We start from the raw sequence: 23,009 nt of genomic DNA, 5'->3' as shown, positions 1-23,009 counted from the left end.
CGGGAAAAAGAACGCCTGGTGTATTGCGAAGAAACAGGACGCGCCGGGAAGCCTCGGGCGCGTGGGGAAACCGTGGGCGCGCCGGAAAACCCTGGGCGCCTCAGGAAACCCCGGGCACGTCAGGAAGCCTGGCTCGAATACGCCTGGCTCGAATAGAACGGGGTGCGGCGCGGCCGGCCGAACACCACGTCCTGCTTCAGGATCGCCTGGTAGGTGAGGTGCAGCGCGGGGCCGGGCTCCAGGGCCAGGTCGCTGGCGAGCCGCTTGCGGGCGCCGTGGAACACCTCCAGGGCCTCGGCCTGCCGGCCGTCGCGGTAGAGCGCGAGCATGAGCAGTTCGCTCAGCCGCTCGCGCTCGGAGTGCTCGGTGGCGAGCTGGCGCAGTTCGGCCATCGAGACCCGCTCCACGTCGACGGCGAGCTTGGCCGCGGTGAGGTCCTCGAACGCGGTGATCCGGCGTTCTTCCAGGTGAACGGCGTGGATCCGGCACCGCGAGCCCTCGCGGGCGTCCAGCAGCGCGGGTCCCTGCCACAGTGCGAGCGCCTGCTCCAGGCGCTCGATGGCCTGGGCGGGGTTGCGCTGGACCAGGTCGCCGCCGGCCTCGGCGAGGGCGAGGAAGCGGTGCGCGTCCACCGTCTCGCGCGGCACGTCCAGGAGGTAGCCGTTGCTGCCGGTGCGGACGATCTCGTCGCCCTTGAGCCCGGTCACGGACTGGAGCAGCCTGCGCAGCCGGCTGACGATGGCCTGCAGGGCGTTGCGGGAATTGGTCATCACCTGGTCCGCCCACAGCTCGTCGACGAGCTGGTCGAACGGGACCGGAGCCTGGGGTGACATGGCGAGAAGCGTGAGTACGGCGCTCGCCCGCTTCGAGGCCACGGCGGACCGACGGTCTCCGTCGGACAGAGAGAGCGCGCCCAGAACCTTTATTTCCACAGCGATTAACCCCCGTTATCGGCAGCTGGCGAACCCAATGCTGACCGGATTTATGCGGTCGGGGAAATATCACTTGGCCGGGTGCCGCGCACTCCGGTGGTATGGCTCGCCGGACAGGGGTTTTGGCCTGCGACAACCCGAACGCCGAACCGGCGGGGGATCCGGTCCGGCGCTCGGGACAGGACGCCGAACCAGCGGGGGATCCGGTCCGGCGTCCGTTCTGGGGCCCGTCGTTACTGGTGCAGGTGCACCGGCGGGACGGGGGCCGGCGCGGGTGCGGCCGGGGCGGGTGCGGCGTTCTCCTGGGCCCGCCGCATCCGGCGCGAGGGCCACCAACTGGCGTTGCCCAGCAGGATCATGGCCGACGGAAGGATCATGGTCCGGATGATGAAGGCGTCAAGGAGGACGGCCACCGCGAGGCTGAAACCGATCTGCTTCATCTCGGCCAGGTGCAGGAACATGAAGCTCGCGAAGACCGTCACCATCACGACCGCCGCGCTGGTGACCACCTTGGCGGACTTGCTGATCCCGTCGATCACCGCCTGCCGCGTCGGCACGCCGCTCATCGCGGCCTCCTTGATCCGGCTGACGACGAAGACCTGGTAGTCCATCGACAGGCCGAAGAGGATCACGAAGAGGAAGAGCGGGACGCGGGAGCCGATGCCGTTGGTGGCGCTCTCCTCGAAGCCGAACAGGGTCGACCCGAGGCCCCACTGGAAGAAGACGACCACCAGACCGAACGAGGCGGCGACGGACAGCAGGTTGAGCAGCACACCGAGCAGGGAGATGGTCACGGAGCGGAAGACGAGGACCATCATGATGAAGGTCAGCAGCAGCAGGAAGCCGATGACCACGGGCAGCTTGTCGTTCTGGTGGGCGAGGTAGTCGACGTCCTGGGCGACGGGGCCGCTGACGCCGTACTCCAGGCCCTGCACCTTGCCGAGCGTGGCCGGGATCATGTCGTCCCGCAGGTGCTCCAGCGACTCCTGGGCCTCCGAGGAGTTCAGCTTGTGGGGCACCGACAGCGTCATCATGCCGATGGTGCCGTCCCGCGTGGTCTCCAGCTTGGGCTGCTTCTTGGAGAACAGGCCGTCGTCCTTGGCGCGTTCGGCCAGGGCGTCCAGCGCCGTACGCATCTCCTGCTTGTTCCCGGCGTCGCCGCGCACGGCGACCCAGTGCTCGGCCAGCAGGTCGGGGAAGGCCGCGTTGAGCCGGTCGTAGGCCTGCATCTCCGGGATCGAGCGGGAGTGGGTGGCCGTGCTCAGGACGCGCAGTTCCATGCCGAGCACGGGGGCCGCGAGGCCGAGCATCAGGAGCACCGACACCACGAGGGTGCCCACGGGGTGGTTCTTGGCGGGCTTGAGGAGCGCGGTCCACAGCCGGCCGGTCTCCTCCGTCTTGCGCCGCTTGACCCGCTTGCCGCGCTCGGCGGCGCGGGCGGCCCTGCGGTCGGAGCGCTTGCCGATCTTCACGAGCAGGGCGGGCAGCACGGTGATCGAGCTGAGCACCGCGACGGCGACGACCACGATCGTGCCGATGGCGAGCGAGGAGAAGATGACGTCGGCGGCGAGGAAGAGGGTGGCGGTGGAGAGGATCACCGCGAGGCCGGAGACCACGATCGCGCGGCCCGAGGTCGCGGCGGCGATGCCCACGAGGGCCTCGGGGGTGAGGCGTCCGCCCGCTCGGGCGCGTTCCTCGCGCTCGCGCTTGAGATAGAAGAGCGTGTAGTCGACGCCGACCGCCATGCCGATCAGCAGGATGACGTTGTTGCCGACGCCCGCGTCGGGGATCAGGTGCGAGATCAGCTGGGACAGGCCGATGGAGGCGCCGATCGAGGAGACCGCGAGGAGCAGCGGTACGCCGACCATGACCACGGAGCCGAACACGAGGGCCAGGGTGATCAGGGTGATCGGGAAGGTGATGGTCTCGGTGGTCGCGAGGTCCTCGCTGCGCTGGTCGTCCAGGCCCACCTCGACGGAGGCGTCACCGGTCTCCTCGACCCGCAGGTCGGGGTTCTTCTTCTGGACCTCGGCGGTCGTCTCCAGCAGCGGGTCGATGTGCTTCTGGGCCTCCAGGCGGGGGCCCTTCAGGGTCACCTCGACCATCAGCATGCGGCCGTTCTCCGAGCGCACCGGTTCGGCGACGTGGAGGACCGGGTCCAGCTTCTTCATCCGGTCGACGACGTCCTGCGCGGCACCCTTGGCCTCGGCGCCCAGCGGGGCGTCGGACCGGTTGGTGATCATGATGCGCTCGGCCGACTTGTGCTGGAGGTCCCCGTCGGTGGCGATGGACTCGGCGCGGCCGGCCTCGCCGACCCAGTAGTCCTTGTCGCCGGCGTTGTTCGTGCCGACCAGGCCCCCGAGGGCGAGACACAGAGCGACGAAGACGAACCATCCGACGATGGCCCGCCCTGGGTGCAGCGCACTCCAGCTCGCCACCTTCACGGTAAGTGGCTGTTTCTTCACTGAACCCAGCTCCTTAGAGGTAGTCACTCCTACCCAACGGGTGTAAGTGAAAAATTACATGTGCAGCGATGGACCGTCAACCCGGATCCGGGCCCGCCGCCGCGCCGGCCCCTGCCCCGAGGACGGCGCAACCCCCGTCACCTGCGGGGCAGTTGACGGGGGCCGCGGAGAATCCGTGCGCGCCGGTGACCCGGGAGCGGGGCGTCGGGGCGCCCGGACCGCACTCAGTGCGCCCAGACCGCACCGGCGTCCAGCGCCTGGGCGCCGTAGATGTCGCTCACCCAGTTGCTCTGGTACAGGGAGTCCAGATAGCGCTCCCCGAGGTCCGGGGAGATCGCCACCGCCGTGCCGGCCCCCTCGCTCCGGTGTTCGGCCAGCCAGCCGAGGGCGCCCGAGATGACCGTCCCGGTGGACCCGCCGAACAGGAAGCCGCCCGCGGCCAGCCGATGGGCGACGCGGATCGTGTCCGTCTCGGGCACGTGCACCACGTCGTCCACGAACGACACGTCGAGCAGCGGCGGCCGCACCCCCGACCCCAGGCCCGGGATCATCCGCGGCGAGGGTGGCCCGCCGAAGGTGACGGAGCCGACGGAGTCGACCGCGACCACGGTGACCGGACGGCCCGAGTCCTTGAAGTACCGGGCGCAGCCCATCAGCGTCCCCGTGGTGCCCGCGCCGACGAACAGCACGTCCAGGTCCGGGAAGCGCTCGGCGATGGCCGGGGCCGTGGTGCGGTAGTGCGCCTGCCAGTTGCACGGGTTGGCGTACTGGTTGAGCCACACGTGCCGGTCGTCGGAGGCGACCAGCTTGCGCACGTGTTCGAGCCGCGCGCCGAGGAAGCCGGTCTCGGGGTGGGGCTCGGTGATGGTGTGCACCTGGGCACCCATCGCCTCCATCAGCCGCCGGGTGTTGAGGTTGCAGCGGGTGTCCGTGACGCACAGGAACGGGTAGCCCCGGCTCGCCGCGATCATGCTCAGGGCGACCCCGAGGTTGCCCGACGAGGACTCGACGATGACCGAGTCCCGGGTGAGCCGGCCCGTGCGCTCGGCGTCGGCGACCATCTCCGACGCCGCCTTCAGCTTGATCGATCCGGCGAAGTTGAAGCCTTCGCACTTGAGATGGAGCGGAGCGTCCAGGACGGACCGCAGGTCCACATAGAGATCTTCCACGTGGAAGTCCTCCGGTACGGAGATCACCGGCACTTGGGCCTCCTCGCCTCAGGAACGGCTGCTGGTCGCGCCTGCGCGCCCATACCTGTCCACCTCGTGGAAGAAGCCCTCGATCACATGGGCCTCGCCGCTCGCGAGCACCTCGTCGTAGACGGACTTGCCGACCGCGAGGTCCAGGACGCCGAGCCCGAACGGCGAGAACACCACCGGACGGTCCGCCGGCAGCGTCACCTTCCCGGCCATCACCTCGTGCAGCGTGCCGTCGATGAACTCCCGCCCACCGGTGAGCTTCTCGGTGAGGTGCGGCGAGGTGTCGGCCTTCAGGCAGTGCTCGATGTCGTCGAGCACGTTCGCCGAGGCCAGCAGGACCTCGGGCGCGAGGTCACGCAGCGAGACGTTCAGGACCAGCGGGTCGTGCGCGAACCAGGCGGGCTCGTGCACGTGCGGGGCCGCCGCGACGGTGGCGAAGACCACCAGGTCCGAGGAGCGGATCAGCTCCTCGGCGCTGTCGTGGACGGTGATCCGCCCGCTCTCCCCCGCGTCCTCCAGGTAGGTGCGGAAGTCGCCCGCGTACGCGGCGGACAGGTCGTGCACGCCCACCTCGTCGAAGGACCAGCCGGACCCGGCGAGATAGGTGTGGATGTGGCGGGCGATCAGGCCCGTGCCGATGAAGCCGACCCGCTTCGGCCGGTCGACGCCCCGGGCCCGGGAGAGCCGGTCGGCGGCCAGCGCCGCGGAGGCCGCGGTGCGGGCGGCGCTGATGATCGAACTCTCCAGGCACGCGATCGGATATCCGGTCTCGTGGTCGTTGAGCACCAGCACCGCGGAGGCCCGGGGAATTCCCGCGGCCACGTTCTCCGGGAAACTGGAGATCCACTTCAGCCCGTCGACCCGCGTTTCTCCGCCGAGCGAGGCGGGCAGCGCGATGATACGCGCGGAAGGCCGGTCCTGGAAACGCAGGAAATACGAGGGCGGATTGACCGAGTCGCCCTCGCCGTGCACCCGATAGGCCGCCTCCACCAGGTCAATGGTGTGCTGCTCGCGGCCGGTCAGAATGCTGTGCACCTGCGAGCCAGGGATCACGGCAAACGGCGGAACAAGTTTTTCCGTTGGCATCCATAACTCCATTGCAGTGGGAGGGCGGAGCGATTCCCACCCAGTAATCCCGATTTCATGCTCCCCGATGCCACTGACAGCATGCTGACGCCCCATCAAGCCCGTTCCGACCTGCGATATTCGGCCATCACCAAATGATCTGGGCGGCGAATTGACCCGCGCCTAGGCTCACTTCTCGGTGGCGCCACCGTGGCAGGTTCACTCCACGGTCCGGGAGCCACTGTTTCCGGAACTCGTGGAGCTACCGAACAGGAGTCACCAGTGCTGAACAGAGTTGTGATCGTGGGTGGCGGAACCGCCGGTTGGATGACGGCCTCGTATCTCAAGGCCGCGTTCGGGGAGCGAATAGACGTCACTCTCGTGGAGTCCGGCCACGTCGGCGCGGTCGGCGTCGGCGAGGCCACCTTCAGCGACATCCGCCACTTCTTCGAGTTCCTGGGACTCAAGGAAAAGGACTGGATGCCGGCCTGCAACGCGACGTACAAGCTCGCCGTCCGGTTCGAGAACTGGCGCGAGAAGGACCACTACTTCTACCACCCCTTCGAGCAGATGCGGTCGGTCAACGGCTTCCCGCTGACCGACTGGTGGCTGAAGCAGGGCCCGACCGACCGGTTCGACAAGGACTGCTTCGTGATGTCCTCGGTCATCGACGCCGGGCGCAGCCCGCGCATGCTGGACGGCACGCTCATCGACCAGCCCTTCGACGAGGGCGCGGACGAGATGCAGGGCCTGACGATGTCCGAGCACCAGGGCAAGACGCAGTTCCCCTACGCGTACCACTTCGAGGCCGCGCTGCTCGCCAAGTACCTGACGAAGTACTCGACGGACCGCGGCGTCAAGCACGTCGTCGACGACGTCCAGCAGGTCAACCTCGACGAGCGCGGCTGGATCAGCGGTGTCACCACCGCCGAGCACGGCGACCTCACCGGCGACCTGTACATCGACTGCACCGGCTTCCGCAGCCTGCTCCTGAACAAGGCGCTCGAGGAGCCGTTCATCTCGTACGCGGACACGCTGCCCAACGACAGCGCGGTCGCCCTCCAGGTCCCGATGGACATGGAGAAGCGCGGCATCCGTCCGTGCACCACCGCCACGGCCCAGGACGCCGGGTGGATCTGGACGATCCCGCTGATGGGCCGCGTCGGCACCGGCTACGTCTACGCGAAGGACTACACGACCCCCGAGGAGGCCGAGCGGACCCTGCGCGAGTTCGTCGGTCCCGCGGCCGCGGACGTCTCCGCCAACCACATCAAGATGCGGATCGGCCGCAGCGAGAACTCCTGGGTGAAGAACTGCGTGGCCATCGGCCTCTCCAGCGGGTTCGTGGAGCCTCTGGAGTCCACCGGCATCTTCTTCATCCACCACGCCATCGAGCAGCTCGCCAAGAACTTCCCCGGCGAGGACTGGAACCCCACGCACCAGAAGCTCTACAACAAGGCCATCGCCCATGTGATGGACGGCGTGCGGGAGTTCCTTGTCCTGCACTACGTGGCGGCGAAGCGGGCGGACAACCAGTACTGGCGCGACACGAAGACCCGCGCGATCCCCGACGCGCTCGCCGAGCGCATCGAGAGCTGGAAGACCCAGCTGCCCGACTCCGAGTCGGTCTTCCCGTACTACCACGGCCTGCCGCCCTACTCGTACATGTGCATCCTCCTCGGCATGGGCGGCATCGACCTCCAGGCGTCCAAGGCGCTCTCGCTGTGCGACCCGACCGCCGCCGAGCGGGAGTTCACCGCGATCCGTGAGAAGACCCAGCGGCTGACCGAGGTGCTGCCGCCCGCCTACCAGTACTTCTCCCAACACCACTGACAGGGCGGCGGTTCGAGACATGGACACGCTGGATGAGCACGTTCTGGACCTCGGGCTCCTCGCCCACTCCGCCGCGGCGCTCGGCGTCATCCTGGCGCTCGCCCTGGCGGGCCGGGCGCTCGCGCGGGCGCTGCGGCAGCCCGAGGTCATCGGAGAGATCGTGTTCGGGCTGCTCTCCGGCCCGGTGGTGATCGCCCTGCTCGGGCGGGACACGTTCGAGACGGTCCTGCCGGACTCCGTGTTCGACCTGATCAAGCTCGTCTCCCAGGCCGGCCTCGTGCTGTTCCTGGTCGGCCTCGCCCACAAGCTGGGCACCGACCACGGCAGGCCGCCGCGGCGCGGCATGGCCTGGGTGGCGGCGGGCTCCCTCGTGCCGCCGCTGCTGACCGGTCTGCTCCTGGCCGGTCTGGTGCTCCTCACCGACGACGAGGCGGCGCGCGGCGGCGCCCCGCTGCCCGCCTTCGTCCTGATGGTCGCGGTGTCGATGTCCATCACGGCCGTCCCCGTGATGGCCCGCATCCTGGCGGACCGGGGCATGTCCCGGTCGGCGGCGGGCCGGATGGCGCTGGGCTCGGCGATCTTCATCGACGCCGTGGGCTGGCTGCTGCTGACCCTCGCCATCAGCCTCGGCGAGGGCAGCCTCGCGGACTCCCTGCACTCCGTGCGGGCGCTCGCGTTCGGCGCGGTGTGCGCGCTGGCCGTCCGGTACGGGCTGCGCACCCGCGCGGCCAAGGACGCCTGCCGGCGGATGCCGCGCACCGCCGCGGTGCTCCTCGGCGCGACGGCCCTGGCGGTCGCGCTGACGGTGGAACACCTCGGCATGACCGCGATCCTCGGGGCGGCCCTGGTGGGCCTCGCGATCCCGCAGGACGAGGACGCGCCCTGGGAGCGGGCGGTGGCCACCGTCACCCGGGCGGGCGCCGCCCTGGCCCCCGCGTTCTTCGTGGTCACCGGCGTCACCGTGCTCACGGGCTCGTTCGCCGACACCTCCTGGGTGCTGATCGTCTCGGCCGTCGTCCTCGGCTGTCTGGGCAAGGGGCTCGGCGGCTATCTGGGAGCCCGGCGCGGCGGCCAGTCGCGGGAGACGGCGCGCACGATCGCCGTCCTCATGAACACCCGGGGACTGACCGAACTCATCGTGCTCCAGGCCGGGTTCAGCTCCGGCATCCTCACCGGGCCCATGGTCCTCGCGCTGATCGTGATGGCGCTGACCACCACGGCCATGACCGGTCCGCTCCTGACGCTCCTCGACCGCGGGGCGGCCCGCCACGCGTCCGGGGCGCTCGCCCCAGCGACAGAAAGCAGTGTCCGATGACCGATGGCACCGTCAACCTCGACATCGCGGGCGAGGCCGACAAGGCGACGCCCGACGGCTTCCGCGCGATGATGAGCGGCTTCCCGACCGGCGTCGGCGTGGTCACCTCCACCGGTCACGACGGGGCGCCGCGCGGCATGACCTGCTCCTCGGTGTGCAGCGTCTCGCTCGACCCGCCGACGCTCCTGGTCTGCCTGCGCGACGGCAGCCCCACCCTGGAGGCGATCATGGAGCGGGGCACCTTCGCGGTGAACCTGCTGCACGAGGGCGCCCGGGAGACGGCCGAGCTCTTCGCCTCCGGCAACCCCGAGCGGTTCCGCATGGTGCCGTGGGAGCAGGAGGCGGACGCGGGCGGCCCGCACCTGGCCCGTGACGCGCACACCGTCGCCGACTGCGACGTGGTCATGACCCACCGGACCGGCGACCACGTCACCGTCTTCGGCGAGGCCCGGCTGCTCACGCGCCGGCACGAACTCCCGCCGCTCCTCTACGGGTTGCGGCAGTTCCGCGCCTGGTCCGGGGCCTGATCCACCGCACCGCACCGCGGCCCTCCCGCACCCCTCACCTCCTCCCGAAGCACAGCGCCATCAGGTCCGTCCCCGTCCGCGGGGCCGGACCTTCGCGCGTTGGCGCGGGCACCCTCGCGGACGCCCTCGGCCGGGGGCACCAGAAGGCCGGAACTTACCTTTGACGGCACGCACCGTCATGTGTCAGTCTCGACTTACACGCTTCGGAGTAAGCGAGTTCGGGAGTACGGGAGGGGACGGCGATGACGAGCGAGGACCTGCTGGCCGTACTCGCCGCCATGGGCCATCGGCAGCGGCTGCGCGCCGTCGCCGAACTCGCCGACGGGCGGCTGCACATGGGCGAACTGGCCCGCCGTCTGGGCATGTCCCGGCCGCTGCTCCACCTGCACCTCAACCGCCTGGAGAAGGCCGGCCTCGTCGCCTGCCACCTGGAGCGCTCCCGCGAGGGCAAGGCGCTCCGGTACGTCGAACTGGCGCCGTTCGCCCTGAACCTGACCGTCGACACGGTCCTCGGGGCCCTCGCACAGGACACGGAAGGGCACGTCAACATGAAGGGGACCGCCACATGACCGGCGCCGTCATCACCATCGCCGTCATCCTGCTCGTGGTCGGCGGCATCACCGGCAGCGTGGTCGCGTACTTCCGGCTGCAGCGCCACCGCGCCGACGCCGTCGCCATGGCCGGCTACCGCAGGCTGGCCGAGGAGGCGGCCGACGCACAGCGGGCCCTGCAGGGGCAGTTGAGCGCGCTCGACGAGCGGGTGAAGGCCGTCGAGGGCCTGCTGCGGAGCGTCGGATGATCGCGCTGCGGCCCGCCGGGCGGCTGGCGGTGCGCCGCGGTCCGCTGGGCGCGCTGCTCTCGGCCGCGCCCTGGCGCGCGAGCGGCTATCTGGCCTCCTACCTCCTGGCGGGACCCGCGCTGTTCGCGGTCGCGGCCACCGCCGTCGTGCTGGGCATCGTGTTCATGCAGTTCACCGTCTCGGTGGCGCTGACCGTCGGCTCGGCCTGGGTGGTGCGCTGCTGCGCCCAGGTGGAGCGGGGCCGCGCCGTCCTGGTCGACGCGCCGATCCCGTACGCGTACCCGGAACCCGCGCGGCCGGGCCTCGCCGAGCAGCTCAGGGCGCGCTGCGGCGACCCGGTGTTCTTCCGCGACTGCGTCTGCCTGATCGTCTTCTTCCCCTTCCTCCTGCTCCTCGACCTGCTCGCGCTCCTCGCCTGGCTGGTGCCGCTCGCCGGGGTGTCCCTGCCCCTGTGGTTCTGGTCCCTCGACTCCCTCCAGGCGGACGGCACCCGGCTGCACGGCGTGTGGCTCGGCGGCCCCGACGACGGCGACCCGGGGCTGCGGATCGACACCTGGCCGGCCGCCCTGGCCGTCGCGGCGCTCTGCCTGGGCCTCGCGGTTTACGCCGCCCGGCTCGTCGTCGCCGCCGCCCGGCTGCACCTGACCGTCGCCCACACCCTGCTCCGCCCGGCCCCCGACCCCCTGGCGCGGGCCAAGCGCATCCTCACCGAGCCCGGCCCTCTGGCGCTCGCGCTCGCCTCGACCGGCCCTCGGACCGGACCGACCACCAGCGAAGGACACAGCACATGATGGGGACACCGAGTCCGCAGGCACGGGACGTGGTCCAGCTCGACTCCGTACGCAAGGTCTACGGCAGGTCCAAGAACCAGGTGGCGGCCCTCGACGGCGTGACGATCAGCCTGCCGCGGGGCACCTTCACCGCGGTCATGGGTCCCTCGGGATCCGGCAAGTCCACCTTCCTGCACTGCGCGGCCGGCCTCGACCGGCCCACCTCGGGCAAGGTGCTGCTCGACGGCGTGGACCTCTCGCCGCTCAAGGAGCGCGAGCTGACCAAGCTGCGCCGCGAGCGCATCGGCTTCATCTTCCAGGCGTTCAACCTGCTCCCCGCGCTGAGCGTGGTGGACAACGTCGCGATGCCGCTCCGGCTCGCCGGCCGCAGGCCCAAGAAGGGCGCGATCGACCAGGTCCTGGAGCGCGTCGGCCTGGCCGAGCGCCGCAACAACCGGCCCGGCGAGCTCTCCGGCGGCCAGCAGCAGCGCGTCGCCATCGCCCGCGCGCTGATCACCCGGCCCGCGGTGATCTTCGGCGACGAGCCGACCGGCGCCCTCGACACGTACGCCGCCCGCGAGGTCCTCACGCTGCTGCGCGAGGCCGTCCGGGAGGCGGGGCAGACCATGGTGATGGTCACCCACGACCCGGTCGCCGCCTCGCACGCCGACCGCGTCCTGTTCCTCGCCGACGGGCAGTTCGTCAGCCACCTGGACCGGCCCACCGCCGACCAGGTCGCCGAGCGCATGACCCACCTGGGCGCCTGGGGCCAGGAGTCGGCCGCGGTGCGCGCCGGACACGGGGTGCCCCGGTGATCGGCGTCGCGCTCCGCACCCTGCGGTTCCACAAGGGCGGCTTCGTCGCCTCGTTCATCGCGCTGTTCTTCGGCGCCACGATCGTGATCGGCTGCGGCGGCCTCTTCGAGACCGGGCTGCGCAGCGCCGCTCCCCCGCAGCGCCTGGGCGCCGCGCCGATCGTGGTCACCGGCGACCAGAGCCACCCCGGCACCCACGGCGAGTACGTCTTCTCCGAACGCCTGCGGCTGGACGCCGCGCTCCTCGACAAGGTCGCCGCGGTGCCCGGCGTCGCCCGCGCCGTACCGGACGTGTCCTTCGGCGCCACGCTGGTGCGCGACGGCGGCAAGGGCGCGGCAGCCGAGGTCACCGGCCACGGCTGGTCCTCCGCGCGCCTGGCCCCCTACCGGCTCACCGAGGGCGCCGCGCCCACCCGGTCCGGCCAGGTCGTCCTGGGCGCCCGGCTCGCCGAGCGGGCCGGGCTGCGCCCCGGCGACCGGGCCGAGTTCCTGGTGAACGGCGACGCGAAGCGGTTCACCGTCTCCGGCCTCGCGAGCGGCTCCGGCGCCGTGGCCGCCGACGCCGACGAGAACGCCGTCTTCCTCTCCGACCGGACGGCCGAGGAGATCGGCGGCCGTCCCGGCACGCTCGACAACATCGGCGTCCTCACCGAGGCGGGCGCCGACCGCGGCGACGTCGTGGGGGCCCTCAAGGAGGCGGTGGACGGCGCGCCCGCCACCGTGCTGACCGGCGACAAGCGCGGCTGGGCGGAGAACCCGAGGATCATCACCGACGGCACCAAACTGGTCACCCTGGCCTCGGTGTTCGGCGGTCTGTCCGCGATGGTCACCGTCTTCGTGGTGTCCAGCACCATGGGCCTGTCCATCCAGCAGCGGCAGCGCGAGATGGCCCTCCTGCGGGCGATCGGCACCACGCCGGGCCAGCTGCGCCGCCTCATCCTCGGCGAGACGCTCGTCGTCGCCCTCGTGGCCACCGCGCTCGCCTGCTACCCCGGTCCGCACGTCGGGCGGTGGCTGCTCACCGCCTTCGCCGAGGGCGACGTGGTGCCCGACACCCTCGCGTATCGCGCGGGCTGGATCCCGATGGTGACCGGCGTGGGCGCCGCCCTGCTCACCGCGCTGGGCGCGGCCTTCATCTCGGCCCGCGGCGCGGCGCGCACCCGGCCCACCGAGGCGCTCGCCGAGGCCTCCCTCCAACGCAAGTGGTTCAGCGTCCCGCGGCTGGTCTTCGCGCTGCTCTTCCTCGGCGGCGGCGCCGCCCTCGCGCTGGTCACCGCGAGCCTGGACGGCCCCATGGCGGGCAGCACCGCCACCCCGGCGGCGATGCTGTGGACGGTCGGCTTCGGGCTGCTCGGACCGGGACTCGCCAAGCTGATCACGGCCGTGCTGCACTGGCCGCTGCGCGCCCTGACCGGTTTCTCCGGCCGCCTCGCCACGCTCAACGCGAAGGCGCGCAGCAGCCGGATGGCCTCGGCGGTGATGCCCGTCATGCTCGCCACCGGTCTGGCCATCGCGCTGATCTATCTGCAGACCACCCAGTCCAGCGGCTCCCAGGAGGCGTTCGACGAGAACATGCGGGCCGACGTGGCGGTCACCTCCGTATCCGGCGGTCTGCCGCTGTCCATGGTCGACACCATCAGGAAGCAGCCCGGCGTGTCCGCCGCCTCCGCGCAGGTCGCCACCCTCGGCTACCTGGAGCCGAAGACGCCGCCCACGCAGTCCGAGATCGACGAGGGCGACTTCGAGCCCACCGAGATGCCGCTGCAGGGCGTCACCGCCGAGGGCGTCAAGGGCACCACCGCCTTCCGCGCCGAGAGCGGCAGCCTGGACGACCTGCGGGGCGACACCGTCGCGCTGCCCTCGTCGGAGACCGACGGGCACGAGATCGGCGACAAGGTCCCGATGCGGCTCGGCGACGGCACGGAGGTCCGCCTCGAACTGGTCGCCACCGTCGGCGCGCGCCGCGGCTACGAGACCGCGCTGGTGCCCGCCTCGCTCCTCGTCCCGCACACCGACTCCGGCCTGGTCCCGCAGATCACGGTGACCGCGGCGCCCGGCACCGACCAGGCCCGGCTGACGAAGACCCTGTCGGCGCTGGCCGACGAGCAGCCCGGTCTGACCGTGCTGCCGCGGACCACGGTCAGCGCGGTCCACGCGGACGAGGACGACACCCAGGCCTGGATGGCGTACATGGTGCTGGGCGTGGTCATCGCGTACTCGACGATCGCCCTGGTCAACACGCAGGTCCTCGCGACCACCGAGCGGCGCCGCGAGTTCATGCTCCAGCGGCTCGTGGGGGCCACCCGGCGGCAGGTGCTGCGGATGATGACCGTGGAGGCGCTCCTGGTCTCCGTGGCCGGCATCCTCCTCGGCCTGCTGGTCGCGGTCCTGACGCTGGTGCCGCTGAGCCTGAGCGTGCTGGGCGAGCCGATGCCGCAGGGCCCGCCGTGGATCTTCGCGACGGTGGTGGGCGCGGCGTTCGCGCTGACCCTGTTCACCACGCTCGTGTCGGCGGCCGCGGTGCTGCGCCACCGGCCGGGCGCCGCGGTGGGCATCCGCGAGTGAGCACCGACGACGCGTCCCCCGGCCGTGGTGCCCGTGGCCGGGGGACGCGTCGTACGGAGAGGCGAAGAGGTACCGAGAGCCATGGAGAGCCGCGCGGCTCCCTCAGGAGGCGTGCAGGACGACCTGCCGGGGGATGCGGGCGGTCGGCACCGCGCCGGCGCGGGCCATGCGGTCCGGTCCCGGCTGCGCGGGCAGTCCGTCGAGCCCCGGCTGTGCGGGCAGTCCGTCGAGGAGGGCGACGCCCAGCGGACTGACCGAGTGCAGCACGGTGTTGCGGATCCGCCGGGTGGTGATCAGACCGGTCTCGCGGAGCACCTTCGTGTGCTGGCTCGCGCTGGCCGCCGAGATGCCGAGCCGCTCGGCGAGCTCGCTGGTCGTGCAGGTGGCCCGCAGCACCCGCAGCGCGGCGGCCCGGGTCTGGCCGACCAGCGCGCCGAGCGACTGGGCGGTGTCCTCGGGCGTGTCCCACAGGCCCGCCGCCCGCTGGGCGTCCGGCGGCGCAGCGAAGGCGAGGACCAGTTCGCCGCTGTCGCTCTGCACCCCGATGACCTGCGCGGGGCGGTGGTTGAGGAACACCGAGGGGACGAGCACCAGGCCGCGGCCGTCGAGGTGGATGTCCCCGTCGGGGCCGCCGGGGATCTCCAGGACCTGCGGGCGCCAGGTGGTCCGGGGGTGCAGGGTGGCGAGCAGGACCTCCACGCCGCCGCCCATCACCACCCGGCCGCGCGCCTCGCACTCGGCCTGCAGATACGCCACCATGCGCGCCCAGTACGGGGAGATGCCCTCGCGCCAGACCTCCGAGAGGCCCGCCGCCTCCTGGTGGGCGGCGAGCTGCGGCACCAGCGACACCGGGTGGGCGCCGCCGCCTCCCTCGCCGCCGCCGCGCTCGATCAGCCGCAGCAGCGCCTCGGGGTCACCGGCCGCGCCGGCGCTCCCCGACCGTCCCTGCGGGCGGGCGGACAGCCGCTTGGCGACCTGGCGGTACCACCGGACGTAGGGCGGCCCCACGCACCGCCCGAGCAGGCCGTACGCGAAGGCCGTCTCGACGAGCGGCCCCGCGTCCGTACGCAGCCGGGTCCTGGCGATGTCGTCGGCGGTGAAATGGATTCTCTGCATGGGTGACTGCCCCCCGTTGGTCAGCTTTTCCGCAGGTGTCGAGAGTGTCCGGGACGGCCGGAGCAGCCCTGTCCCGCCCCCGTGGACGGGGGCGGGAGATTTCCTGGGGCCGCGTCAGCGGGCGCGGTGCCCGGACGGCGAGGCGCTCAGGCCGACTGGCCGGTGAGCGTCACGAAGACGTCGTCCAGCGTCGGCCTGCGCAGCGCGAAGTCGACGACGTCGACGCCGTCCTGGCGCAGGGCCGAGGCGGCGTTGGCGATGCCCGTCATGCCGTCGCCGAGCGCGATGGAGACCAGGCGCCGGTCCTGGTCGGCGGTCGGCTCGTCCGCCGAGATGCGGCGCAGCGCGGTGACGGCGGCACGCACGTCGTCGGGGCGGGCCACCACGATCTCCAGGCGCTCGTCGCCGACCTTCCGCTTGAGCTCGTCCGGGGTGCCCTCGGCGATGACCCGGCCCCGGTCGACGACGGCGATCCGGTCGGCGAGGGCATCGGCCTCGTCCAGGTACTGCGTGGTCAGCAGGACGGTCACGCCGTCGGTGACCAGTTCGCGTACCGCGTCCCACAGCGCCATCCGGCTCACCGGGTCCAGTCCGGTGGTGGGTTCGTCGAGGAAGAGCACCGACGGCGTGGTGACCAGGCAGACGGCCAGGTCGAGGCGGCGCCGCATGCCGCCCGAGTAGGTGTGCGCGGGCCGGTCCGCCGCGTGGGACAGGTCGAACCGGTCCAGGAGCTCGCCCGCGCGCCGCCGTGCCGCGCGCCGGCCCAGGTGCAGCAGCCGGCCGATGAGCACGAGGTTCTCGCGGCCCGTCAGGAGCTCGTCCACCGCCGCGTACTGACCGGCGAGGCCGATCCGCCGGCGCACCTCGTGCGGACTGCGCGCCACGTCGAAGCCGGCCACCTCGGCACGCCCGCCGTCCGGCTCCACCAGGGTGGCCAGCGTGCGCACGGTGGTCGTCTTGCCCGCGCCGTTGGGGCCGAGCAGTCCGAACACCGTGCCGCCGGGCACCTCGAGGTCGACTCCGCTCAGCGCCTCGTGCTCCTTGTAGCGCTTGCGCAGGCCCTCCGCCTGAATCGCCATGCTCACTGTTGTTCCTCCGGCATCCTGGCGAACCGACGGTGACTCAAGAAGCCTGCGCCGAAGCGGCCTCGCGCAGGCTGCGCGGACGCATGTCGGTCCAGTGCTCCTCGACGTAGCTCAGCGCGGCGTCGCGGGGCCCCTCCTCCAGGGCCACCCGCCAGCCCTCCGGGCGCTGGGCGAACGCGGGCCAGAGCGAGTGCTGGCCCTCGTCGTTCACCAGCACCAGGAAGGTTCCGTCCGGATCGTCAAAGGGATTCGACACGTCGCGCACTCCGTATCCGAGTCGTATGGGGTTCGGGCCCCTGGCCCGAACCCCATGCTCTCGGCCACCGCTGACACGGCGCTGACTGCCGCGGCGGGGCTGCGCGCGGCCCGCGCGGGGCCGCCCCGCGGCGGGTCAGTCGACGCTGCGCAGCAGGCTCTCCACGGACTTCACGCGGTCGTGCAGCTCTGCCAACTGCCCTTGCAGGGCGACCTGGTTCGCGACCGCCTCCTCGGCGAGCCTGCGGTATTCGGCCATGGCGACGGCGTCCGCGCGGTGGCGCTGGAGTCTGAAGTACGCGGCCACACTCGCCGTGATGCCGCCGACGACGATCAGAACGATGGCGATGGCGATGACAGCGCCGGTCATGTGCGCTTCCCCTTCGGGTTCATTGGGTTACTGCGGACCCGCCGCGTCGGCGGCCGCGTCCGTGGCCCCGTCCGCGGCGTCGCCCTCGTGCGCGGCGATGTCCTCGTGCGCGGCGGCCAGGACCGTGTCCACGTTCAGGCGCAGGTCGAACGGCGCCAGTTCGAAGTACTTCAGCGCCTTGCCGTCGTCGGAGAGCTCCAGGTGACCGACGACGAGGCCGGCCTTCTCCAGGCGCTCCAGGTGCATGTAGAGCAGCGGCCGGGACATCTTCAGCCGGCGGGCCATTTCGCTGACGTACATCCGGCCCTCGGCGAGCTCGGTGATGACCCGCAGGCGCTGGGCGTGTCCCACGGCCGCCAGGAAGGCCAGAAGCTCCTCGCTGGTCATGGCTCACCTCGGGCGTCCTGGGGGTACCTGTCAGCTGAAGCTTTCTCGTGCAATATACGCTTGTCAAGCCGCTGGGGCCAAGCATCCGCCCGGGGTGCGGAAAACCGCACCCCCGGTCGACGGCAACCCCCATACCGCAGCTGACCTGCGTTTTCTAGCGTTGCTCGCATGGACCTCACGACTCTCGCCCTCCCCCAGGAACCCGCGGGCGGCATCGCGGGCTGGGCCGCCGACCTGGTGGACACGCTCGGCGGCCCCGGCGCGGGGCTCGCCATCGCGCTGGAGAACCTCTTCCCGCCGCTGCCCAGTGAGGTGATCCTGCCGCTCACCGGCTTCGCGGCCGGGCAGGGCGTGATCAGCCTGGCCTCCGCGCTGTTCTGGACGACGCTCGGCTCGGTGGTCGGCGCGGCGGCCCTCTACTGGATCGGCGTGCTGTTCGGGCGCGAGCGCATGCACGCCCTCTGGGCGAAGCTGCCGCTGGTCAAGGCGTCCGACCTGGAGCGCACCGAGGCGTGGTTCGCCAAGCACGGCACCAAGGCCGTCTTCCTTGGCCGGATGGTGCCGATCTTCCGCAGCCTGATCTCCGTGCCGGCCGGCGTGGAACGCATGCGGCTGCCGGTCTTCCTCGCCCTGACCTCGCTGGGCAGCCTGATCTGGAACTCGGTCCTGGTCCTCGCCGGGTACTGGCTGGGCGACCAGTGGGACGCCGTCGAGACGTACGTGGGCCTGCTCTCCAAGGTCGTCCTCGTCACCGTCCTCGCGGCCGCCGTCGTCTGGGCGGTGGTCCGCGTGCGCTCGCGCAACCGGCCCCGCGCCGGTGCCGGGGCCGGGCCCCGTCACCGGCGCGTCGACTAGGGGTCGACTAGTGTCGGACGACGTGAAGGAGCCCGTGGCCGCCCCGTTCGTACTGAGGGTCGCCGGTGTGCTCATCGGCTGCCTCACCGCCCTGCTCGGGCTCGTCTACTTCGTCGTCGCCGGCGCGGCCCTCGGCGCCTTCCTGCTCTGGCCGCGCACCCGCGCCCGCGCCCACGCGCTGCTCGCCTCGGGCGCGCGGAAGGTCACCGTCCTTGAGCGGTGGCGCCGGTCGGTCTTCTTCCACGACACGTTCCCCGACCACCGCGCCTCCGACCAGCAGATCCTGCGCTACCTCGCCGCCCGTACGTACTCCGGACTGCTGTGCGCCGTCGTCGTCGCCCTCGTCGACTTCGGTGCCGTCCTCGCCGGGATCTTCGCCGTCTCGCTGATCGACACGTCCATGACCTGGGTGGACGTCCTCAGCCAGGTCGTCCTCGGCGGCACCCTGCTCTTCCTCGCCGTGCAGGGCCTGCGCGCGCTGACCGACCAGGACGCCCGCCTGGCCCGCGAGTGCTTCGGCCCCTCCGAGCGCGAGCTGCTCCAGCGCCGCATCGACGAACTGGCCACCAGCCGCGCCGCGGTGGTCCGGGCGGTCGACGTGGAGCGGCGCCGCGTCGAGCGCGATCTGCACGACGGCGTCCAGCAGCGGCTCGTCGCGCTCGCCATGCTGCTCGGCAGGGCCCGCCGCGGCCGCACCCCCGAGCGCGCGGACGCCCTGCTCGAACAGGCCCACAAGGAGGCCCAGGAGGTCCTCACCGAGCTGCGCGAGGTGGCCTGGCGGGTCTACCCCACCGCGCTCGACAGCCTCGGGCTGCGCGAGGCGCTCGGCGGGGTGTCGGAGCGGTGCGCGCTGCCGGTGCGCATGGAGTACGACGTACCGGAACCACTGCCCCCCACCGTCGAGACGGCCGCCTACTTCGTCGTCTCGGAGGCCGTCACCAACGCCGCCAAGCACTCCGCCGCCGAGGAGGTCTTCGTGCGCGTGGCGCGGCGGGGCGCGACGCTGACCGTCCTCGTCCGCGACAGCGGCACCGGGGGCGCCGACCCGGCGGGCAGCGGGCTCACCGGCCTGGGCAGCCGGGTCGCCGCGCTCGACGGCACCCTGCACGTCGACAGCCCCCTCGGGGGACCCACCACCATCACCGCGGAGCTGCCGTGCGCGTAATCCTGGCCGAGGACTCGACCCTGCTGCGGGAGGGCCTGGTCCGGCTGCTCGCCGAGGAGGGCCACGAGGTCCTCGCCGCCGTGGGCGACGCGGACGCGCTGCTCGCCGAGGTCGAGGCGCACACGCCGGACGTCGTCGTCACCGACATCCGGATGCCGCCCGACCACACCGACGAAGGGCTGCGCGCCGCGGTGCGGATCCGCGAGACGCGCCCCGGCATCGGGGTCGTCGTCCTCTCCCAGTACGTGGAGCGCAACTACGCGGCGCAGCTGCTCACGTCGAGCGCCGAACGCGTCGGCTACCTCCTCAAGGACCGGGTCGCCCAGGTCGAGGAGTTCCTCGACGCGCTGGAGCGGGTGCACGCCGGGGGCGCCGCCATCGACCCCGAAGTCGTACGGCAGTTGCTGATCCGCACCACGCACGTCGACCCGCTGACCCGGCTCACGCCCCGCGAGCGCACGGTGCTCGAAGCGCTCGCCGAGGGGCACACCAACGCCGCCATCGGGCAGAAGCTGCACATCTCGCTGAGCGCGGTCGAGAAGAACCTCAACGCGATCTTCGACAAACTGGGTCTGTCCCGGACCACGGGCTACAGCCGCCGGGTCCTCGCGGTGCTGCGGTACCTGGAGTCGTGAGGCGCGCGCCCGCGCGCCGCCCCGCCACGGCCGATCGCTACGACAGGACGACCCCGTCCATGACCAGCGCCGCCGCGAGCCCCGCGGCCAGCAGCCAGGTGCCGAGCCTGGTACGGCCGCGGCGGCTCAGCTCGATCACCACGCCGCACAGGATCAGCAGCAGGCCGTAGACCCCGACGACCAGGACGGAGGACCGGCTCGCCAGGCGCAGCGCGAGCACCACCGCCGCCACGGCCATCAGCAGCGAGGCCGCGGCGATGCGGGCGCGCCGGGCGCGGGCGGCGGGGGTGGGTCCCTGGTCCGGGGCGGTGTCCGGGTCCGGGACGGTGTCCGGGTCCAGGCCCTGCCCCTGGCCTCGGTCCGTCTCCGTGTCCCGGTCCTCGTCCTGGAGTTCCGCCGTGGCCTTGGGCTGGTCTGACGTGCTCATGAACGTGGATCGTAATCGCTCGTACGGCCCCGGGCCGTCCTCTCGGCCACTCCCCACGGATCCCTCACGCGGATCCTTGGTGCGGTTCCTTCGCATGGATCCCCCACGCCCGCAAAGTGGATCCCTCACGCCCGCAGATACGTCAGCACCGCGAGCACCCTGCGGTGCGTCCCGTCCGCCGGAGGCAGGTCCAGTTTCCCGAGGATGTTGCCGATGTGCTTGCCCACCGCCGCCTCGGAAACGACGAGTTCGGATGCGATCGCCGCGTTCGACTTCCCCTCCGCGACGAGCGCCAGCACCTCGCGCTCGCGCGGCGTCAGCTGCTCCAGCGGATCGCGGCGGCGGCGCAGCAACTGCCGTACGACCTCCGGGTCGACGACCGTCCCGCCCTCCGCGACCCGGGTGAGCCCCTCGACGAACTGCTCGACCTGGCCCACCCGGTCCTTGAGCAGATAGCCGACGCCGGTGCCGTCACCGCTGTCCAACAGCTCGGCGGCGTAGGACCGTTGGACGTACTGACTGAGCACGAGCACCGGCAGCTTCGGGCGCCGTGCGCGGAGCGCGACCGCCGCCTTCAGCCCCTCGTCCTGGAAGCCGGGCGGCATCCGCACGTCGGTCACCACGATGTCCGGCTCGTACGCCGACACCGCGTCCCGCAGCGCGTCCGCGTCGCCCACCGCGGCGACGGTCTCGTGCCCGAAGCGGGTGAGCAGGCCGACGAGCCCTTCCCGCAACAGCACGCTGTCCTCGGCGAGGACGACTCTCAGGCTTCGGCTGCGCACGGGATCTCCACGGACAGGACGGTCGGGCCGCCGGGCGGGCTGGTGACCGTCAGTGTGCCATCGAGCACGGCGAGCCGGTCCGCGAGGCCGGTCAGGCCCGTGCCCCGCTCCGGCTCGGCGCCGCCGCGGCCGTCGTCGCGGACCTCGACGCGGAGCACTCCGCCGGTGTGGGCGGCGGTGACGCGGGCGCGGGTGGCCCCGCTGTGCCGGTCGACGTTCGCGAGGGCCTCGCGGACCGCGAAGTACCCCGCCGACTCGACGGCTTCGGGCAGCCGGGGCAGCGCGAGGCCCGCCGCCTCCACGGGGACGGCGGAGCGGTCCGCCGCGTCCTCGATGGCGGTGGCCAGGCCGTGGTCGGTGAGGACCTGCGGATGGATGCCGCGGATCAGCTCGCGCAGCTCGGCCAGGACGCGGCCCGCCTCGTCGTGGGCGTTCGCGAGGCTCGCCGCGAGCGGGCTGTCCGGGGGTACGTCGAGGCGGGCGAGGCCGAGGCTCATGGTGAGGGCGACGAGCCGCTGCTGCGCCCCGTCGTGCAAGTCCCTCTCGATCCTGCGGCGTTCGGCCTCGAAGGCGTCGACAAGGCGGGCCCGCGACCTTGTCACCTCGGCGAGGCTGGCGGCCAGTTCGGACTCGCGGGGCGCGAGCAGGAGGCGGGCCAGGGCGGCGCGGGCTGCGGCGTAGGCGCCGAGGGGGTAGGCGAGGGCGAGGAGCAGGACGAGGCCGGCCAGCGCGGTGCCGCAGGCCGCCGGGTAGCTCTCGACGAGCCACAGCTTGGCGGGGCGGATGCCGTGTCCTTCGGCGAGGGCGAGGTGGGCGGGGGCGACGAGGAGGAGGGCGGGGAGCACGACGGCGCAGGCCAGGACGAGGAGGTCCAGGGGCCACAGCACGAAGGCGAGGAGGGCGGCGTGGGCGAGCTCGCGCCAGGTCGCCTGCTCCTTGATCCGCAGCCGGAGCCAGGCGGGGGCGCCGGGGGTGGCGGGGGTGCGGTGGGGGGTGGGGGCCGGGGCGGGGTCGACGAGGCGGAGGCGGCGGCGTTCGAGGGCGGCTACGGGGAGGCCGGAGAGGGCGAGGGCGGCGAGGAGGGGGAGGCCGAGGAGGACGGGGGTGAGGACGACGCCGAGCGTCAGCAGGACGAGGCCGCCCAGCAGCACGACGCTCCCCACGACCGCGCCACTCCCCAGATACCCCGCACTAACCCAGGGCCCCACCCCCCACACGAACCCCCACCGCCACAGCCCATCCCACACACGTCCCCGACCACCCATGGGGCTCACAGTATGCGGGCGTCTGGCGGGGGCGCCTTGGGCGGTGCGCCTTTGTCCGTCTGTGGGGCGGGGCCGCGGGGGTATGTGCGTACTCGCCATCCCTGCGCCCCGCCCCAAGTCCAAAGGCGCTATTGCTGGCTCGGTGCTCCGTTCGCACATACCCCCACGTCCCCTCGGGAGCGCGTGCGGGCGCGGCCCGGTGGGGGCGGGCCGGTGGCCGTCCCCGCTGTGGGCAGGCGTTCCGCAGGGCGGAACGGGTGGGCACAGCCCCCGGTGCCGGGCAGCGACAAGTGTGGCTCCAGCCCCGGCGCAGCCGGTCCCGCAGGGCGGTGCGGGGTAAACGGGTGGGTGGGTGGGGAAGACCCGGCGCGGAGCGCCGGGAA

General features: G+C 72.2%; 23 protein-coding genes. 11 read left to right on the top strand and 12 right to left on the bottom strand.

From position 1 onward, the window contains the following. Positions 1-119: 119 nt before the first annotated feature. From AB0L89_RS00115 to sbnB, 4 genes are all read right to left on the bottom strand, one after another. A complete protein-coding gene (locus AB0L89_RS00115) occupies positions 120-875 on the bottom strand; it encodes an AfsR/SARP family transcriptional regulator (RefSeq protein ID WP_365131764.1) in 756 nt (251 codons plus the stop codon). A gap of 290 nt (positions 876-1,165) precedes the next feature. After that, entirely contained in the window at positions 1,166-3,397 is a 2,232-nt protein-coding gene (locus AB0L89_RS00110; protein ID WP_365131761.1) for an MMPL family transporter, read from the bottom strand. A gap of 224 nt (positions 3,398-3,621) precedes the next feature. After that, entirely contained in the window at positions 3,622-4,599 is a 978-nt protein-coding gene (sbnA, locus tag AB0L89_RS00105; protein WP_365131758.1) for a 2,3-diaminopropionate biosynthesis protein SbnA, read from the bottom strand. Positions 4,600-4,614: 15 nt separating this feature from the next. Next, positions 4,615-5,682, bottom strand: coding sequence for a 2,3-diaminopropionate biosynthesis protein SbnB (sbnB, locus tag AB0L89_RS00100; protein WP_365131755.1), 1,068 nt, complete (start codon positions 5,680-5,682; stop codon positions 4,615-4,617). A gap of 276 nt (positions 5,683-5,958) precedes the next feature. Here sbnB and AB0L89_RS00095 point away from each other — a divergent pair, with 276 nt between their 5' ends. The 8 genes from AB0L89_RS00095 (at position 5,959) to AB0L89_RS00060 (ending at position 14,284) form a co-directional block, all read left to right on the top strand. Next, positions 5,959-7,494 carry a tryptophan halogenase family protein gene (locus AB0L89_RS00095; protein ID WP_365133866.1) on the top strand — a complete coding sequence of 512 codons (1,536 nt, stop codon included), beginning with the start codon at positions 5,959-5,961 and terminating at the stop codon, positions 7,492-7,494. Between the two features lie 19 nt (positions 7,495-7,513). Then, positions 7,514-8,809, top strand: a complete 1,296-nt coding sequence (locus tag AB0L89_RS00090; RefSeq protein ID WP_365131752.1) for a cation:proton antiporter — start codon at positions 7,514-7,516, stop codon at positions 8,807-8,809. After that, positions 8,806-9,336, top strand: coding sequence for a flavin reductase family protein (locus AB0L89_RS00085; protein WP_365131749.1), 531 nt, complete (start codon positions 8,806-8,808; stop codon positions 9,334-9,336). The genes AB0L89_RS00090 and AB0L89_RS00085 overlap by 4 nt, the downstream gene beginning before the upstream one ends. Before the next feature lie 242 nt (positions 9,337-9,578). Continuing rightward, positions 9,579-9,905, top strand: a complete 327-nt coding sequence (locus AB0L89_RS00080) for a winged helix-turn-helix domain-containing protein (RefSeq protein ID WP_365131746.1) — start codon at positions 9,579-9,581, stop codon at positions 9,903-9,905. Further along, a complete protein-coding gene (locus AB0L89_RS00075) occupies positions 9,902-10,135 on the top strand; it encodes a hypothetical protein (protein ID WP_365131743.1) in 234 nt (77 codons plus the stop codon). The genes AB0L89_RS00080 and AB0L89_RS00075 overlap by 4 nt, the downstream gene beginning before the upstream one ends. Then, positions 10,132-10,926 (top strand): sensor domain-containing protein, encoded by a 795-nt coding sequence (locus AB0L89_RS00070; RefSeq protein WP_365131740.1) that lies wholly within the window; start codon positions 10,132-10,134, stop codon positions 10,924-10,926. Before AB0L89_RS00075 ends, AB0L89_RS00070 begins: the two co-directional genes overlap by 4 nt. After that, positions 10,923-11,720, top strand: a complete 798-nt coding sequence (locus AB0L89_RS00065; protein ID WP_365131737.1) for an ABC transporter ATP-binding protein — start codon at positions 10,923-10,925, stop codon at positions 11,718-11,720. Before AB0L89_RS00070 ends, AB0L89_RS00065 begins: the two co-directional genes overlap by 4 nt. Then, positions 11,717-14,284 (top strand): FtsX-like permease family protein, encoded by a 2,568-nt coding sequence (locus tag AB0L89_RS00060; RefSeq protein WP_365131734.1) that lies wholly within the window; start codon positions 11,717-11,719, stop codon positions 14,282-14,284. The genes AB0L89_RS00065 and AB0L89_RS00060 overlap by 4 nt, the downstream gene beginning before the upstream one ends. A 102-nt stretch (positions 14,285-14,386) precedes the next feature. On the opposite strand, the gene AB0L89_RS00055 is transcribed toward AB0L89_RS00060, so the two are convergent. The 5 genes from AB0L89_RS00055 to AB0L89_RS00035 all read right to left on the bottom strand — a co-directional run bounded on the left by AB0L89_RS00055 (position 14,387) and on the right by AB0L89_RS00035 (position 17,497). Next, a complete protein-coding gene (locus AB0L89_RS00055; protein ID WP_365131732.1) occupies positions 14,387-15,400 on the bottom strand; it encodes a helix-turn-helix transcriptional regulator in 1,014 nt (337 codons plus the stop codon). Between the two features lie 146 nt (positions 15,401-15,546). After that, positions 15,547-16,479, bottom strand: coding sequence for an ATP-binding cassette domain-containing protein (locus AB0L89_RS00050; protein WP_365131729.1), 933 nt, complete (start codon positions 16,477-16,479; stop codon positions 15,547-15,549). Between the two features lie 43 nt (positions 16,480-16,522). Further along, on the bottom strand, positions 16,523-16,741 hold the full coding sequence (locus AB0L89_RS00045) for an MbtH family protein (protein ID WP_365131726.1): 219 nt from the start codon (positions 16,739-16,741) through the stop codon (positions 16,523-16,525). Positions 16,742-16,876: 135 nt separating this feature from the next. Further along, positions 16,877-17,110 (bottom strand): hypothetical protein, encoded by a 234-nt coding sequence (locus AB0L89_RS00040; protein WP_365131723.1) that lies wholly within the window; start codon positions 17,108-17,110, stop codon positions 16,877-16,879. A gap of 27 nt (positions 17,111-17,137) precedes the next feature. Continuing rightward, a complete protein-coding gene (locus AB0L89_RS00035; RefSeq protein ID WP_365131720.1) occupies positions 17,138-17,497 on the bottom strand; it encodes a winged helix-turn-helix domain-containing protein in 360 nt (119 codons plus the stop codon). 168 nt (positions 17,498-17,665) lie between these two features. On the opposite strand from AB0L89_RS00035, the gene AB0L89_RS00030 reads away from it, so the two are divergent. The 3 genes from AB0L89_RS00030 to AB0L89_RS00020 are packed head-to-tail and all read left to right on the top strand — an operon-like array spanning position 17,666 to position 20,152. Then, the gene (locus AB0L89_RS00030; RefSeq protein ID WP_365131717.1) at positions 17,666-18,352 is read left to right on the top strand and encodes a DedA family protein; all 687 of its coding nucleotides are present in this window, start codon (positions 17,666-17,668) and stop codon (positions 18,350-18,352) included. A gap of 22 nt (positions 18,353-18,374) precedes the next feature. Next, positions 18,375-19,517 (top strand): sensor histidine kinase, encoded by a 1,143-nt coding sequence (locus tag AB0L89_RS00025; RefSeq protein ID WP_365131714.1) that lies wholly within the window; start codon positions 18,375-18,377, stop codon positions 19,515-19,517. Beyond that, entirely contained in the window at positions 19,508-20,152 is a 645-nt protein-coding gene (locus tag AB0L89_RS00020; RefSeq protein WP_365131711.1) for a response regulator transcription factor, read from the top strand. Before AB0L89_RS00025 ends, AB0L89_RS00020 begins: the two co-directional genes overlap by 10 nt. A gap of 37 nt (positions 20,153-20,189) precedes the next feature. Here AB0L89_RS00020 and AB0L89_RS00015 read toward each other — a convergent pair whose 3' ends face one another. From AB0L89_RS00015 to AB0L89_RS00005, 3 genes are all read right to left on the bottom strand, one after another. After that, positions 20,190-20,579: a hypothetical protein gene (locus AB0L89_RS00015; RefSeq protein ID WP_365131708.1), complete on the bottom strand. Its 390-nt coding sequence runs from the start codon at positions 20,577-20,579 to the stop codon at positions 20,190-20,192. Between the two features lie 125 nt (positions 20,580-20,704). Then, a complete protein-coding gene (locus AB0L89_RS00010; RefSeq protein ID WP_365131703.1) occupies positions 20,705-21,361 on the bottom strand; it encodes a response regulator transcription factor in 657 nt (218 codons plus the stop codon). Then, positions 21,343-22,542: a sensor domain-containing protein gene (locus tag AB0L89_RS00005; RefSeq protein WP_365133863.1), complete on the bottom strand. Its 1,200-nt coding sequence runs from the start codon at positions 22,540-22,542 to the stop codon at positions 21,343-21,345. Before AB0L89_RS00005 ends, AB0L89_RS00010 begins: the two co-directional genes overlap by 19 nt. Positions 22,543-23,009 lie beyond the last annotated feature (467 nt).

Source organism: Streptomyces sp. NPDC052114, assembly GCF_040680155.1.
In the GTDB taxonomy this organism is placed as follows: domain Bacteria; phylum Actinomycetota; class Actinomycetes; order Streptomycetales; family Streptomycetaceae; genus Streptomyces.
This window is presented reverse-complemented; position numbering and strand designations above follow the sequence as displayed.